Raw genomic sequence first — 15,625 nt, 5'->3', positions numbered from 1 at the left:
GAACGCGGCTACAGGTCGGACAGTTCGGCGACGAAGTCGTAAGCGTCGCCGCGATAATAAGAGCGGGTGAATTCCGCCGCGCGGCCATCCTTCAGGAAGCCGCGCCGCTCGATCAGCAAGCCCGGATGCCCGGCGCTGACCCCCAGCATCTTGGCGTGTTCGGGCCCGAACGGCACCGCGCGCAGCCGCTGCAGCGCGCGCACCGGGCGGCTGCCGGCCTTGTCGAGCGCGGTGTAGAGCGAGTCTTCGACCGCGCCGACACCCGGCAGGCAATAACCCGCGATGGTCGAGAATTCGAGCGCCATCGGCTGATCGTCGGCATAGCGAATGCGGTGAAAGCGATAGACCGGCGTCCCCGGCGACAGCCCCAGTGACATCGCCTCGTCAGGGTCGACGGTGCCCGCCGCGCGGCTGATCCAACTGCTCGACGCGGTCTTGCCGCGCGCCGCCATGTCTTCGGAAAAGGACGACAGCTTGGAAAAGCTCTTTTCCACGCGCCCGGTGACGAAGGTGCCCGCCCCGCGCCGCCGCGTCAGCAGGCCTTCCTCGACCAATCCGCCAATCGCCTTGCGCACGGTGATGCGGGAGATGTCATATTCGATCGCGAGATCCCGCTCCGCCGGAATGGCATCGTCTTGCGCCAGCACATCGTGCGCGATAGCCTCGCGGATGAGGTGCTGAAGCTGCAGGTAGAGCGGTGCCGGATTGCCTTCGCGAAACTGTCCGATCTGTTGCGAAAACGCCAATGCCCATCCCTTTCGCCGCGACGTGATACGCCCCGTCTCGTGCGTGCGTCGCTGTGTGAGCAGCCAGCCTAATCAAAGCGTGGCAGGTGAGCAATCGGGATTGTTGCGATTTCATATTGGTATGCTTCGCACGAATGCCGCACCGGTCGATCCCGCAGTTTTATATCAAAAACCGTTATCCGGTCCGCTTGCAAGTGGACTTATATTGGTTACACTTCGAGCCAAAGATACGCCAGAGCGGCGGCAGGGAGATTTTATGATGCAAAGCAAGCAGCGCGGCACCGCGGAGCGCAATTTTCGGCGGTGCGGTGCTACGCTCGGAATGCTGTCCTCGCTGCTGATCACCGCATCGGCGACGGCGCAAACCACGCCATCTACGCTCCCATTACTCCCGCTTCCCGCCAAGATCACGCGCACGGCCGACAGCATCACCATCGCCAATGGCGCGGGCGTCGCCGTGCCCAGCGGCGACGCCCAAGCCGAAGCCGCCGCGCGCCTGCTGATCGCGCAAGTGGCCACCACGCGCGGGTTAAGGCTGCGCACCGCCAGCACCGGAGCGGTGGTCCGCTTCGTGCGCGATCCCGCGATTGTCGGCGCGGAAGCGTATCGCCTGACCGCCGATGCCAGCGGAATCCGGATCGCGGCTTCGGCGCGCGGCGGTTTCGTCTATGGCGCGATGACGCTGGCGCAATTGCTCAGCCCCGATCAGGCGTTCGGCAAACCCGTCACCGTCCCCGGCGTCGATATCAGCGACGCGCCGCGCTTCGCCTGGCGCGGCGTGATGGTCGATGTCGCGCGGCATTTTCAGCCGTTGCCCTCGCTTTACCAGATCGTCGATCAAATGACGGCGGTGAAGTTGAACGTACTCCATCTCCACCTGACCGACGACCAGGGCTGGCGCTTCGAGGTGAAACGCTATCCCAAGCTCACCGAAATCGGCGCGTTCCGCGCGCCGCCAAGCACCGGCGGCCCCGCCCCGACCACGCGCGTTGGCGGTTTCTACACCCAGGCCGAACTGCGCGATCTGGTCCGCTATGCCGCCGAACGCGGCATCACGATCGTCCCCGAAATCGATCTGCCCGGCCATGCGCAGGCGCTGGTCGCGGCCTATCCTGAGATCGGCGTGTTCGGGGATCGTCCGGTCGTATCGCACGATTGGGGGGTCAATCCCTATCTGCTCAACCCCGGCCCCAAGGGCGTCGCCTTTGTCGAGAACGTGCTCGATGAACTGATGGCGGTGTTCCCCGGCAGCTTCATCCATCTCGGCGGTGACGAAGCGGTCAAGGATCAGTGGGAACGCTCGCCCGAAGTCCAGGCGCAGATGGCCAAGCTCGGGCTCAAGACCGAAAATGCGCTGCAAAGCTGGCTGATCGACGAATTCGGCCGCTATCTCGCCAGCAAGGGGCGGCGGCTGATCGGCTGGGACGAAATCCTCGAAGGCGGACTGCCGCCTTCGGCCTCGGTGATGTCGTGGCGCGGCGAAAAGGGCGCGGTCGATGCCGCCAATGCCGGACACGATGTCGTGCTGACCCCGGCACCGACGCTGTACGTCGACAGCCTGCAAAGCGACCAGCGCGACGAACCACCCGGCCGTTTGTCGATCCAGACGCTGGCCGATGTCTACGCTTATGATCCGCTACCCAAGGGCATCGATGCCGACCGCGCGAAGCATGTGCTCGGCGCGCAGGTGAATGCGTGGAGCGAATATCTCGTCACGCCGTATCAAGTCCAGCACGCGATCTTCCCGCGTGCGGCGGCGCTGGCCGAAAACACCTGGTCGAACGCGCCGCGCGATTTCACGAGCTTCGCCACACGCCTTGCCCCGCAGGCGGCGCGCTGGCGGCGCGGTGGGATCGAGGTGGCCGACAGCGCCTTTGCTGTAACCTACGCCCTGCAAGGCGCGCGCGGCGATGCGCTGCGGGCAAATAAAGTGACGGTTGCGCTCGCTACGCAAGTCCCGGTCGGCACGATCCGCTATACGCTGGACGGCACCGCGCCGACGGCACGCTCGCCCGTTTATGCAGCACTGCTCAGCCTTGTCCCAGGCGCGACGATCAAGGCCGCCGCTTTTGACACAGACGGCATCGCCACCGCGCGCATCCGCGATTTCGCGACGAGCCGCAGCGCCTTGCTCTACCGCAACGCCTCCGACCTGGTGTCGTGCCCGCGCGGCGCGCTGGGGCTGCGCGTGCCGCTGACCGCTGATGCCGAAAGCAACGGTCCTGCTTTCAACATCAACCTGTTCGACACGTGCAGCGCCTATCCGGCGGCCCCGCTGGACGTGGCCGGCGGTTTCACGATCGAAGTCGCGCGGCTGGCGCGCCATTACGGCCTGGCGCACGAAGCTTCGGCGGTGCGCGAGCCCTATAACGTAACCGCGCATGGCGAATTGGTCGTGCTCGCCGGGTGCCAAGGAGGCCGCAAGGGCGCGCCCGACAAGGACGCCCCAAAGCCCGTCGTAGTTGCGACCTTCCCGCTCCCTGATCCCGCAGCATCTCCTACCAAGATGACGTTCAAGGGAGCCTTGCCGCAGATGAGCGGGGACCGCGACCTGTGCTTCCAGTTCACCTCGCCGACCTCCGATCCTTATTACGCCGTAGCATCGGTCCAACTGACCGAGCGCCGCTGATGCACACCTCGTTGCGCGCCGCAATCGTCGCTGCATTGCTGACGGGAGCGGCCACGCCGATCGCCGCCGCACCGCGCACCGCCACCGCGCTCGACGATGGCTGGCAAGCGCGCATCGCTCCGTCGGACAGCGCTGCCGCCACCGCGCACAAGGAACAGACGCGCTGGTTCCCGGCGCACGTGCCCGGCAGCATCCAGCAGGATCTGATCGCACGCCGCCGCGTGCCCGATCCGTTCCTCGCCACCAACGAAGCCGCGATCCAGTGGGTCGGGCGCACCGACTGGCTGTACCGCCGCACGCTGCAAGTGACGCCCGCAATGCTCGCGCGCGATCATCTCGATCTGGTGTTCGACGGGCTCGACACCTTCGCCACCGTGACGATCAACGGCCGCCGAGCAATCGTCGCCGACAATGCCCATCGTCGTTGGCGGACCGATATCAAGCCGCTGCTCAACGTCGGCGCCAACGAGATCCTCATCACCTTCGCCGCGCCGATCAAGACACTGCAACCGATGGTGCTGGCGCAAAAGGCCTCGCTGCCCGGCGAATATGATTCCGCGTTCGGCGATGAGCCTAAGGGCCGTCAGACCTCGCCTTATATCCGCAAGCCCAAATACCATTATGGCTGGGATTGGGGCCCGCGCATCCTCAATGTCGGCCTATGGCGTCCGGTGCGACTGGAAACCTGGGACAATGCGCGGATCGATACGCTGCGCGTCGACCAGGATGACCTGAACGATAGCGAAGCGCGCCTGTCGGCCAAGGCCGTCATCCAGGCCGATCGCGAGACTGTCGCCAACGTCCGCGTCACGCTGACCGCGCCCGACGGATCGCAGCAGCAGGTCGTGCAGCAAGTGACGCTGGCAGCCGGCACCAACGCCGTGTCGGTGCCGATCACCGTCGCCAACCCGCAGCGCTGGCAACCGGTCGGTTATGGCGCGCAACCGCTCTACCGCGTCACCGCGACGCTCAACCAGAATGGCGAGGCCACCGACACTGCCGAGCGCCGCATCGGCTTGCGCTCGGTCGAGCTGATCCGTGGCGGCGGCGCAATGGGCTTTCGCGTCAACGGCATCCCGATCTTCGCCAAGGGCGCGAACGTCATCCCATTCGACAGCTTCCCGGCCCGCGTCACCCCAGCCTCGATGCGCCCGCTGCTCACCGCCGCGCGCGACGCCAATATGAACATGCTGCGCATCTGGGGCGGCGGCTATTATCTCGACGATGCCTTTTACGACATGGCCGACGAAATGGGCCTGATGGTGTGGCAGGATTTCATGTTCGGCGGTGCCGTCACCCCGCCTGATGCCGCCTATCGCGAGAATGTCCGCATCGAGGCGGAGCAACAGGTCGAGCGGCTCGGCAACCATCCCTCGATCGTTCTGTGGTCGGGCGGCAATGAAGTGCTGTCGGGCTGGGAGAATTGGGGCGACCGCAAGGCCTTCAAAAAGGCGGTTGGCGCCGACGAGCAGGAACGCATCGGCGCTGGCATGGCGGTGCTGTTCGATCGTGTGCTGCGCGATGCGGTGCTGACGCGCTCGCCCGGCACGCCTTATTGGCCGGGTTCGCCCTCGACCGATTATGAAGGTCCGGTCGATACCGATGCCTCGGGCGACCGCCATTTCTGGGATGTGTGGTCGGGCTCCAAGCCGGTCGAGCGCTATCTCGACGCGTGCCCGCGCTTCATGTCCGAATATGGCTTCCAGGCGATGCCCGACATGGCGACGGTGCGCGCCTTTGCCGGCAACGGCCCGCTAACCCCGGACAGTCCGGTGCTGAAGGCGCATCAGAAGTTCCTCGCCGGGGAAGGCAATGAACGGCTGTTGATGTACATTCGCGACCGGCTCGGCGAGCCCAAGGACATTGCCGACTTCGTCTATCTCAGCCAGGTCAACCAGGCCGAGGCGATCGCACTCGCCGCCCTCCACCACCGTTCGTGTCGCCCGGTGACGATGGGGTCGCTTTATTGGCAGTTGAACGACGTGTGGCCGTCCATCTCCTGGTCGAGCATCGATTATGACGGGCGCTGGAAGCTGCTCCATTATGCCGCGCGCCGCTTCTTCGCGCCGCAGGTGATCGTCGCCGAACATAAGGACGCGGCCACGCGCATTGCGCTCGTGTCCGATGCGACCACGCCGATTGCGGCCCGCTGGCGCGTCCGCGCGTTCGACATGGCGGGCAAGCCGCTTGGCGAACAAAGCGCGGCGGCAAACATGCCCGCTTTGTCCGCCACCGATGTCGCCAAGCTCGACGATGCGACACTGTTCACCGGGGCCGATGCCGCCAACAGCTATGCCGTCGCCGAATTGCTGGTCGGTGACGCCGTGGTCAGCCGCGCGTTGATCGAGCGCGGCGTGCCCAAGACGATGCACTATCCCGACCCCGGCCTGACCGCGACGTGGACCGGCAAGAGCGTCACCATCCACAGCACGGCGCTCGCCCGCGCGGTGATGCTCGACTTCGGCCAGATCGGCGCGCATCCCTCCGATGACGGCTTCGATCTGTTGCCGGGCGAAAGCCGCACCATCACCGTGACGTCCACGGCGTCGCCCGCAGCGCTTGCCGCCGCCCTCACCCTCCGTTCGCTGGGATCCCGTCGATGATCTGGATGTTGCTCGCCGCCGAGGCCGCGCAAATCGCCCCCACCCCCGAAGCCCTGACTACCGAACAAAAGGCCGCCCAGCTGCAAAGCAGCGCGCCTGCCGATCCCGCCGCCGGTCTGCCGGCGTATGACTGGTGGAATGAAGGCCTGCACGGTCTCGCGCGCGATGGGTATGCCACGGTGTTCCCGCAGGCGATCGCCATGGCGGCGACGTGGGACGCGCCGTTGCTCAACCGCATCGGCGATGTCGTCGCCACCGAAGCGCGCGCCAAGTTCAACGCGCAACCGGTCTCGGCCGATCGCAAGATCTATCAGGGGCTGACGATCTGGTCGCCCAACATCAACATCTTCCGTGATCCACGCTGGGGCCGTGGGCAAGAGACCTATGGCGAAGACCCGTATCTCACCGGCCATCTCGGTGTCGCCTTCATCACCGGGCTGCAGGGGCCGGACCCGGCGCACCCCAAGGTGATCGCCACGCCCAAGCATCTCGCCGTCCATAGCGGTCCCGAGGCCGGGCGCGACGGTTTCGATGTCGACCCGTCGCCGCAGGATCTGGAAGCGACCTACCTCCCCGCCTTCCGCCTCGCGGTGACCGAGGGCAAGGCGCAGTCTCTGATGTGCGCCTATAACGCCATCCACGGTGTCCCCGCCTGCGCCAATGCGCCGCTGATGGTCGATCGGCTGCGCCACGACTGGGGCTTTACCGGCTTCACCGTCTCCGATTGCGATGCCGTCGCCAATGTCCATCTGTTCCACCATTACCGGCTCGACGCAGCGGGTGCGGCAGCGGCGTCGCTCAAGGGCGGGACCGATCTCAATTGCGGCAACACCTATGCGGCGCTACCCGAAGCGCTCCAGCGCGGCCTGGTTACCAGTCAGGAGATCGACACCGCGTTCGACCGCGCGATGGCCGCACGCCGCGCGCTCGGCATCGCTTATGGTGCAACCAGCCCATGGTCGCGCATTTCGCCCAGCGACATCGGCACGCCCGAACACCACGCCGTCGCGCTGGAGGCGGCGCGGAAGGGCATCGTGCTGCTCAAGAATGATGGCAACCGGCTTCCGCTCAAGGCCGGAACCCGCGTCGCGCTGATCGGGGCGGATGCCGATGACATTGGCGTGCTGCAGGGCAATTACCACGGCACAGCTCGCACCCCGATCACCCCGCTCGAAGGCCTTCGCCAGCAATTTGGCACGGATAATGTCCGCTACGCGCAAGGCTCGGTGCTCGCCGATGGCGCGCCCGTGCTCGTCCCCGAAACCGCCTTGCGCTGGAATGGCGCGCCGGGGCTGCAAGCCGAATATTTTGCGGTCCCCGGCACCAGCGGCACGCCCGTCGTCACGCGCGTCGAGCGCCATATCGATCACGACATCAACCGCGCGGTCCCGGCCCCTGGTCTCGGGGCGCAGTGGAGCGCGCGCTGGACCGGCGAACTCGCGCCTCCTGGCCCCGGTGGCTATCGCCTCGTCCTTGATGTCCCCGCCTGCTGGAAATATTGCAAATCGCACGATGCCGCGCGGCTGTGGATCGACGGCAAGCAAGTCGCGACCGGCGAAATCCAGAAGGGCCGCATCGAAGTCGCGTTCGACAGCGATGGCCGTGCCGTACCGTTCAAGCTCGAACTCGACCATGTCAGCGATGACGATGGCGTCCGGCTGTTGTGGCTGCCCCCCGCCGAGCCGCTGATCGCGCAAGCTGTCGCCGCCGCCAAGGCCGCCGACGTGGTGGTCGTCTCGGTCGGCCTCTCGCCCGATCTGGAAGGCGAGGCGCTTTCGGTCAGCGTGCCCGGTTTCGTCGGCGGCGACCGCACCGACATCGGCTTGCCGCACGCCCAGCAACGCCTGATCGCCGCGCTCAAGGCGACCGGCAAGCCGCTGGTGCTGGTGCTGACCAGCGGCAGCGCCGTCGCGCTCGATCCCACCGATGCCGACGCGATCCTCGCCGCCTGGTATCCGGGAGAGTCTGGCGGCACCGCAATCGCTGAGACGCTCGCCGGGCGCAACAATCCCTCGGGACGCTTGCCCGTCACCTTCTACGCCCACACCACCGACCTGCCCGCCTTTGTCGATTACGGCATGAAGGAGCGCACCTATCGCTACTTCACCGGCACGCCGCTGTGGGGCTTCGGGTACGGCCTCAGCTACACCCGCTTCGCGTATACCGCCCCGACCAATGCGATCACCGTCGCCGCCGGGCAAAGCGCGACGGTGCACGTGCGCGTCGCCAATGTCGGCGCGCGCGACGGTGAAGAGGTCGTGCAGGCCTATCTCGTCCCGCCGGCCACCAAGGGGGCTGGCTTCACCACGCCGGTGCTCCAGCGCCAGTTGGTCGGCTTCAAACGGCTGGCGATCGCGCGCGGCAAGGCGGGCGACGCCAGCTTCACGCTCGATCCGCGCAGCCTCAGCCTGGTCGCGCGTGACGGCACGCGCGCGATCGAGCCCGGCGCTTACCGCCTGTTCGTCGGCGGCGGCCAGCCAGGCAGCGCGCCCGGCAGCTGGATCGACCTGACGATCACCGGCACGCGGCAGGAGTTGCCCAAATGATCCTGACCAGGCGTGAGGCCATCGTCGGCAGTGCGGCGGGGGCCGCGCTCGCCGCCTCGCCCGCGCTCGCCGCAGCGCCACTCCCCAGCAAGCGCCCGCCGGTCAAGGAACGGCTGTTCACCAGCCGCGCGGTCGAGCGCGAGATCGCGCGCGTCTCGGCCAAGATCGGCGACCCCAAGCTGCGCTGGATGTTCGCCAATTGCTATCCCAACACGCTCGACACCACGGTGCGGATGAGCACGGTCGACGGCGCGCCAGATGCGTTCGTCATCACCGGCGACATCCCCTGCCTGTGGCTGCGCGATTCCTCGGCGCAGCTCGCGCCCTATCTCCATCTCGTCCGCGACGATCCCGCTTTGCGCACGCTGTTTCACGGGCTGATCGCGCGACAGGCGCGCTCGATCCTGATCGACCCTTATGCCAATGCCTTCATGGAAGATCCGTCGGCCAAGACCAATCTCGGCTGGGCACAGCACGACAAGACCGAGATGAAGCCCGGCGTCGCCGAGCGCAAATGGGAGATCGATTCGCTCTGCTATCCGATGCGGCTCGCGCACGGCTATTGGCAGGCGACGAAAGATCCCGCGCCGTTCGACGCGCGCTGGGCGGCGGCGGCGCGGCTCAGCATCGCCACCTTCCGCGAACAGCAGCGCAAGCATGGCCCCGGCCCCTACCGCTTCCTACGCGAATCCGATCGCAATACCGAAACCCAGCCGCTCGACGGCTATGGCAATCCCTCGCGCCCGGTCGGGCTGATCCATTGCGGCTTCCGCCCGTCGGACGATGCGTGTCTCTACCCGTACCTCATCCCCGCCAATTTGTTCGCGGTCGGCGCTTTGCGCGAGCTGGCGGTGGTGGCGCAGGGCGCGCGCGGCGATACCGCGCTCGCGCAGGACGCCACCGCGCTCGCTGCCGAGGTCGAGCGCGCGCTTGCCCAATATGGCCGGATGCGGCTGCGCGACGGGCGCGAAGTATGGGCTTATGAGGTTGACGGCTTCGGCAATGCGATCTTCATGGACGATGCCAACGTCCCCTCGCTCTCCGGCCTCGCCTATCTCGGCTGCGTCGCCCAGAGCGATCCGCTGTGGCAGCGCACCCAGGCCGCTGCCTGGGGCCCGGACAACCCTTATTTCTTCAAGGGGCAAGCCGGCGAAGGCATTGGCGGCCCGCATGCCGGATTGCGCCAGATCTGGCCGATGTCGCTGATCGTGCGCGCGCTGTCGAGCGACGACCCCGCAGTGATCCGCGCCTGCCTCAAGACGGTGCGCGAGACCGATGCCGATACCGGCTTCATCCACGAAACCTTCGATCAGGACGACGCTCGCAAATTCACCCGAGCGTGGTTCGCCTGGGCCAATGGCCTGTTCGGGGAATTGATCGTGCGCCTCGCCAATACCCGCCCTGCCTTGCTGGAAGACACGCTGTGACCATTGATCGCCGTACCCTGCTCAGCAGCTCTACCCTTGCCTTGTTCGCCAGCGCGGTGCCGTGGCGGCTCGACGCACGCCCGACCGCGACCGCTCCCAATCTGTTCGTCGGCACCGGCGGCGACGGCCATACCTATCCCGGCCCGACCTTGCCCTTCGGCATGGTCCAGCTCGGCCCCGATACCGATGTCGAGCGCTGGGCAACCTGTTCGGGCTATCACCATGGCGACAGCTCGATCATGGGCTTCAGCCACACGCATTTGTCGGGCACCGGGATCGGCGACATGCTCGACGTGCTGGTCGTGCCGAGCACCGGGCCGGTCAAGCTCATAGCCGGACCGCTCGACAACCCCGATGCGGGCTATCGCCAGCGCTATTCCAACGAAATCGCCGAGCCCGGCTCCTATCGCGTCACGCTCGAATCGGGCGTGCACGCCGAACTGACCACGACCGATCGCACCGGCTGGCACCGCTATACCTATCCTAAGGGGCCGGGGCATGTGCTGATCGATCTGTCGCACCTCATCCTCGACACCTCGGACCATGCGCCCTTGGTCGATGAGGCGAGCCTGTCGATCGACGCGGACGGCACCATCACCGGCAGCCGCCGCGTGTTCCGCTGGGCCAAGGGGCGGCGCATCCACTTTGCGCTGCAATGCGCGCGGCGGCCCGACCGCGTCACCTTCTACGGCGATGGCGATGCCGAGCAACCTGCGGGCACCACGCAGGTCTCCGGCAAGCGTCTGAAAATGGCGCTGCACTGGAACGACGCCGGGGCGGCTCCAATCCTGCTGCGCTGTGGCATCTCGGGCGTCGATGTCGCGGGCGCGCGCGCCAACCTCGCCGCCGAAGCACCGCATTGGGACTTTGACCGCACGCTCGGTGCCGCTCGTCAGCGTTGGGCGGAGGCGCTCGGCGTGGTGCAGGTCGAGGGCGGCAGCACCGACCAGCGTACCATCATGGCCTCGGCGCTCTATCACGCGCAGCTTGCCCCCACGCTCTTCTCGGATGTCGATGGACGCCATGTCGGCCTCGACGGGCAAATCCACAGCGTGCCGCCGGGCGGTGCCGCCCACAGCACCTGGTCGCTGTGGGACACGTATCGCGCGCTGCACCCGCTGCTGACGCTGGTCGCGCCTGACCGGACCAAGAGCCTGATCGACGACCTCATTCGCCAGACCCAGCAATCGCCCTACGGCCCGTTGGTGTGGCCGTTGCAGGGCAAGGAAACCGGCACGATGATCGGCTGGCACGGCGTCGTCCCGCTGGCCGAGGCGCAAGCCAAGGGCATCCCCGCCGATTATGCCGCCGCCTGGCCCGCCATCGCCAGGCGCAGCTTCGATTTCAAGGCACCCGAGCAGGACAACAGCCTGGGCCGCGAAGCCTATGACAAGATGGGCTATGTCCCGGCCGACCAGGTGTTCGAAAGCGTCAGCCGCACGCAGGAATATGCCTATGACGATTGGGCCTCGTCGCACATCGCCCGCGCGGCCGGGGCCAGCGCCGATGCCGACCGGCTGCTCAAGCGGTCGGGCAATTGGCGCAATGTCATCGACCGCGACACCGGTTTCGCCCGCCCGCGCTTCGCCGATGGCACATGGTGGACGCCCTATGACCCGGTCCAGCTCGGCCATATGCCAAAGCCGTGGTGGCGCGATTATACGGAGGCCAATGGCTGGCAGGCCACCTTCCTCAACCAGCACGACCTCTATGGCCGGATCGCGCATGTCGGCGGCGATGCCGCGTTCGCGGCCAAGCTCGACGCCTTCTTCTCCGCCCCCTCGACGCTGCCCGACAATGCCCCGCCCGACATTTCCGGGCTGGTCGGCCAATATGCGCATGGCAACGAACCCGACCAGCACGCCGCCTATCTCTATGCCTATGTCGGCCAGCCGTGGAAGACGCAGGCGATGGTGCGACGTTTGTGCACCGAAATGTACCGCAACGCGCCCGACGGCATCATCGGCAACGACGATTGCGGCCAGATGAGCGCGTGGTTCGTCTTCTCGGCGCTCGGTTTCTATCCGGTCGACCCGGTCGAGGCGGCGTATGTGTTCGGCTCGCCCTTGTTCGAACGCGCGACGGTGCGCGTCGGCACGGGCCGTACCCTCACAATCGAAGCACCCGGCAACCGCGCCGACACGCCCTATGTCGCGGCCGTCACGTGGAACGGCAAGCCGTGGAGCAAGAGCTGGATCGACCACCGCACGCTGAGCGGCGGCGGCACGCTGCGCTTCACCATGTCGGCCACGCCCAACCCCAGCTTCGGTGCCGCGCGCGCCGATCGTCCCCCATCCTTCGGCCATTCGGCCTGATCCCGGAGCCCCAGATGACCCATCCCTCGCGCCGCGGCGTGATCGCCTCCGGCCTTGCCGCCACCGCTCTGCCCACGCTTGCCACGCCCACTTTGGCCAAGACCGCGCCCAGCGGTGCGCCAAAGCCGTGGGGCGCGACCCCCTCGCCGCGCCAGCTCGCCTGGCACAAGCGCCAGCAATATGCCTTCGTCCATTTCTCCATCAACACCTTCACCGACAAGGAATGGGGCTATGGCGATGAGGACCCGGCGCTGTTCAACCCGACCGATTTCTCCGCCGACCAGATCGTAGGCGCGGCGAAGGCTGCGGGGATGACCGGCATCATCCTCACCGCCAAGCATCATGACGGCTTCTGCTTGTGGCCGACGCTGCTGACCGAACGCTGCATCCGCAACACGCCGTACAAGAACGGCAAGGGCGACATCGTCGGCGAGATGGCAGCGGCCACCCGCCGCGCCGGCCTCGCCTTCGGCCTCTATCTCTCGCCATGGGACCGGCATCATCCAGACTATGGCCGCCCGGCCTATGTCGATTATTTCCGCAAGCAGATCGTCGAGCTGTGCACGCGCTATGGCGAATTGTTCGAATTCTGGTTCGACGGGGCCAATGGCGGCGACGGCTATTATGGCGGCGCGCGCGAGACGCGAAAGATCGATGCCCCGGCTTATTACGACTGGCCGACCACGATCGCTTTGGTCCACAAATATCAGCCCATGGCCTGCACCTTCGATCCGCTCGGTGCCGAAATCCGCTGGGTCGGCAATGAGGATGGCGTGGCGGGCGATCCGTGCTGGCCGACCATGCCCAACCACCCTTATGTCCAGTCCGAGGGCAATAGCGGCGTGCGCGGCGCTGCCCTGTGGTGGCCCGCCGAAACCGACGTGTCGATCCGCCCCGGCTGGTTCTACCACGCCGATGAGGACGCCAAGGTCAAGACGCCCGAGCGCTTGCTCAAGCTGTTCGACGAATCGGTCGGGCGCGGCACCAATCTCAACCTCAACCTGCCGCCCGACCGGCGCGGTCGCCTCGCCGATACCGATGTCGCGGTGCTGCGCTCCTTTGGCGCGGCACAGGCGGCAACCTATGCGCGCGATTTGGCCAAGGGGGCTGTCACTTATGCCAGCGCGGAGCGCTCCGCCGCGTTCAGTGCCGCGCGCGTACTCGACGGTCGGCCCGACACCTATTGGTCGACGCCCGATGCCGACCACACCCCGACGCTGACGCTCGATCTACCGCCCGCGCGCAGCTTCGATCTGATCCGTATCCGCGAATATCTGCCGCTCGGCGTTCGCGTCACGCGTTTCGCGGTCGATGCCGAGGTGGACGGCGTATGGAAAACGTTCGCCGAGCATGAATGCATCGGCGCACAACGCATCATCCGCTTGCCCGCAGCCATCACCGCGCGGCGGCTGCGGCTGCGTATCCTGGAAGCGCCCGCTTGCCCGGCAATCAGCGAGATCGCGTTGTTCCGCCAGGTTCAACCCGTCGCCGTCGCCCCGGCGCGGTCGAGCGACCCGACGATCCTGTCGACCAAGGATTGGCACATCGTCGCTGCCACCGCGCCGGGTGCAGAAGCGCTGCTCGACGACGATGCCGCGACGCGCTGGACCACCCCGGCCCCGACGCCGGGCACCCCCGTCAGCGTCACGATCGACATGGGGCAAGTGGTTGCGCTGGCCGGGGTCAGTATCTCGCCCTCGCGCACCATCGCCAAGGATGTGTCCCCGCCGCGCGACTATCGTTGCGAAACCAGTGTCGATGGCACGCAGTGGGAAGCGGCGGGCAGCGGCGAACTCGCCAATATCGCTTATGCGCTCGCCACGCAGCGGCTGGCCTTCGCCCACCCGCGCCAGGCGCGTTTCCTGCGCCTGTCGTTCGACGCGCCCGCGCTGCCGACGGCATCGATAGCGCTGGCCGGGATCGGAGCGTTTACCGTCAAGCGCTGACGGTCACGCCGCCCAGGCGGCGATATCCTCCTGCTGGCCGATCAGCGCCAGGCCATGCGCGATCGAGGTCAGTTCGCCACCGGCGGCGATGCGCTCTTCCCCAAAACGTTCGACGAACAGCCGTCGCACGCGCGGGGTGAGCGAGGTGCCGCCGGTCAGGAACACACGGTCGATCGCGCTGGCGTCGGTTTCGGCGCGGGCCAGCGCCTGGTCGACCGCTTGCTCCATCTGCGCGATGTCGGGGGCGATCCACGTCTCGAACGCATCGCGCCGCACCTCCGCCGCGATCGAGAGGCCCGCGCCCGCAAAGCGGAACTCGGCCACGTCGCTCTGCGACAACGCACGCTTCAGCGCACCGACCGCATCGTACAGTTGATAGCCCAATTCCTGATCGATGATCGCGATCATCCGCCCGATCGCCTCGGGATCGAGCGCGACACGGCGTAGCTTGTCGAGTTCGGCCATCGTGCGGCGGTTGCGCATCAGCGCCAGCCGTGACCAGTCGGCGAAATCGGTGAAATAGCCGCCGGGAATATCCAGCACCTTGTCGAACGACCGATACGACCCGCCCTTGCCCAGCAGCGGCATGACGAGATGATCGACAATGCGAAAATCGAACCGGTCACCCGCAACACCGACACCGGCATGGCCGAGCGGGGTACAACGGCGTACCGCTCCGGGGGCCTCGATCCGCACGACCGAGAAATCGCTGGTGCCGCCGCCGAAATCCGCCACCAGAATCGTTGCCGGGTCGGCGATGCGCGATGCATAGCTGAACGCTGCGCCGATCGGCTCGTAGACATAATGGATTTCCTCGGCGAGGGGACCGAACATCGCATCATAGCGCGTCCGCGCCAACGCCTCGTCAGGGCGACTGCCCGCAAATTCGACCGGACGCCCCACCACCAGCCGCGACGTCTTGCCGTTCAGCGCGCCGCGCGCGCGCGCCGCCATCTTACCGAGGAACAGACGCCCCAGATCCTCAAAGCGAAACCGCCGCTCGAACACGCTGGCATATTCGAAGCTCGCATTGGCGGCGACCGACTTGAACGATTGCAGGAAGCGGCTGCCCTGCGGAAAGGCGAGATACTCCTCGATCGCCCATGGCCCCGCTTCGCTCGCCAGGCCCTGCGGCTCGCCCTCTTCCTCCCACAGGCACAGGGCCGAGCGGAACACCGCGCCGGGCGCAGTTGGCCCGTCAAACAGCAGCATGTCGGCCGCGCCCGGCTGCTGGGCGAGGGCAACCACCGAATTGGTGGTCCCAAAGTCGAGTCCGATCGCGGACGGCAAGGAAATGGTCATGGTCGGCGCGCCGTGTACGGGGAAAGCCGCGTTCACGCAAAAGCATCGGGCACAAAAAATCCCGGCCTCGCTCGCGCAAGGCCGGGATCCGAAACCGCAGTAAAGCGATTG

At 66.7% G+C, this 15,625-nt stretch carries 8 protein-coding genes; 6 read left to right on the top strand and 2 right to left on the bottom strand.

The window, feature by feature from the left end:
- Positions 1 to 8: 8 nt before the first annotated feature.
- Entirely contained in the window at positions 9 to 746 is a 738-nt protein-coding gene (locus tag ACP7BL_RS07460; protein ID WP_426257991.1) for a GntR family transcriptional regulator, read from the bottom strand.
- Positions 747 to 1,002: 256 nt separating this feature from the next.
- Between ACP7BL_RS07460 and ACP7BL_RS07455 the strand changes: the two genes are divergently transcribed.
- The 6 genes from ACP7BL_RS07455 to ACP7BL_RS07430 are packed head-to-tail and all read left to right on the top strand — an operon-like array spanning position 1,003 to position 14,212.
- On the top strand, positions 1,003 to 3,375 hold the full coding sequence (locus tag ACP7BL_RS07455; RefSeq protein WP_426257990.1) for a beta-N-acetylhexosaminidase: 2,373 nt from the start codon (positions 1,003 to 1,005) through the stop codon (positions 3,373 to 3,375).
- Positions 3,375 to 5,978, top strand: coding sequence for a beta-mannosidase (locus tag ACP7BL_RS07450; RefSeq protein WP_426257989.1), 2,604 nt, complete (start codon positions 3,375 to 3,377; stop codon positions 5,976 to 5,978). Before ACP7BL_RS07455 ends, ACP7BL_RS07450 begins: the two co-directional genes overlap by 1 nt.
- A complete protein-coding gene (locus ACP7BL_RS07445) occupies positions 5,975 to 8,524 on the top strand; it encodes a glycoside hydrolase family 3 C-terminal domain-containing protein (RefSeq protein ID WP_426257988.1) in 2,550 nt (849 codons plus the stop codon). Before ACP7BL_RS07450 ends, ACP7BL_RS07445 begins: the two co-directional genes overlap by 4 nt.
- The gene (locus ACP7BL_RS07440) at positions 8,521 to 9,951 is read left to right on the top strand and encodes a glycoside hydrolase family 125 protein (protein ID WP_137902687.1); all 1,431 of its coding nucleotides are present in this window, start codon (positions 8,521 to 8,523) and stop codon (positions 9,949 to 9,951) included. Before ACP7BL_RS07445 ends, ACP7BL_RS07440 begins: the two co-directional genes overlap by 4 nt.
- Positions 9,948 to 12,266: a GH92 family glycosyl hydrolase gene (locus ACP7BL_RS07435; protein WP_426257987.1), complete on the top strand. Its 2,319-nt coding sequence runs from the start codon at positions 9,948 to 9,950 to the stop codon at positions 12,264 to 12,266. The genes ACP7BL_RS07440 and ACP7BL_RS07435 overlap by 4 nt, the downstream gene beginning before the upstream one ends.
- A 14-nt stretch (positions 12,267 to 12,280) precedes the next feature.
- A complete protein-coding gene (locus tag ACP7BL_RS07430) occupies positions 12,281 to 14,212 on the top strand; it encodes an alpha-L-fucosidase (RefSeq protein WP_426257986.1) in 1,932 nt (643 codons plus the stop codon).
- Positions 14,213 to 14,215: 3 nt separating this feature from the next.
- Here ACP7BL_RS07430 and ACP7BL_RS07425 read toward each other — a convergent pair whose 3' ends face one another.
- Entirely contained in the window at positions 14,216 to 15,514 is a 1,299-nt protein-coding gene (locus ACP7BL_RS07425) for an Hsp70 family protein (RefSeq protein ID WP_426257985.1), read from the bottom strand.
- Positions 15,515 to 15,625 lie beyond the last annotated feature (111 nt).

The sequence above is a fragment of the Sphingomonas sp. DC1600-2 genome (assembly GCF_049897605.1).
Classification (GTDB): domain Bacteria; phylum Pseudomonadota; class Alphaproteobacteria; order Sphingomonadales; family Sphingomonadaceae; genus Sphingomonas.
This window is presented reverse-complemented; position numbering and strand designations above follow the sequence as displayed.

What these genes read in the sequence shown, in the direction of transcription:
- ACP7BL_RS07445 (WP_426257988.1), top strand. Translation starts at nt 5,975, where the DNA reads ATGATCTGGATGTTGCTCGCCGCCGAGGCCGCGCAAATCGCCCCCACC.
- ACP7BL_RS07450 (WP_426257989.1), top strand. Translation starts at nt 3,375, where the DNA reads ATGCACACCTCGTTGCGCGCCGCAATCGTCGCTGCATTGCTGACGGGA.
- ACP7BL_RS07440 (WP_137902687.1), top strand. Translation starts at nt 8,521, where the DNA reads ATGATCCTGACCAGGCGTGAGGCCATCGTCGGCAGTGCGGCGGGGGCC.
- ACP7BL_RS07430 (WP_426257986.1), top strand. Translation starts at nt 12,281, where the DNA reads ATGACCCATCCCTCGCGCCGCGGCGTGATCGCCTCCGGCCTTGCCGCC.
- ACP7BL_RS07425 (WP_426257985.1), bottom strand. Translation starts at nt 15,514, where the DNA reads ATGACCATTTCCTTGCCGTCCGCGATCGGACTCGACTTTGGGACCACC.
- ACP7BL_RS07455 (WP_426257990.1), top strand. Translation starts at nt 1,003, where the DNA reads ATGATGCAAAGCAAGCAGCGCGGCACCGCGGAGCGCAATTTTCGGCGG.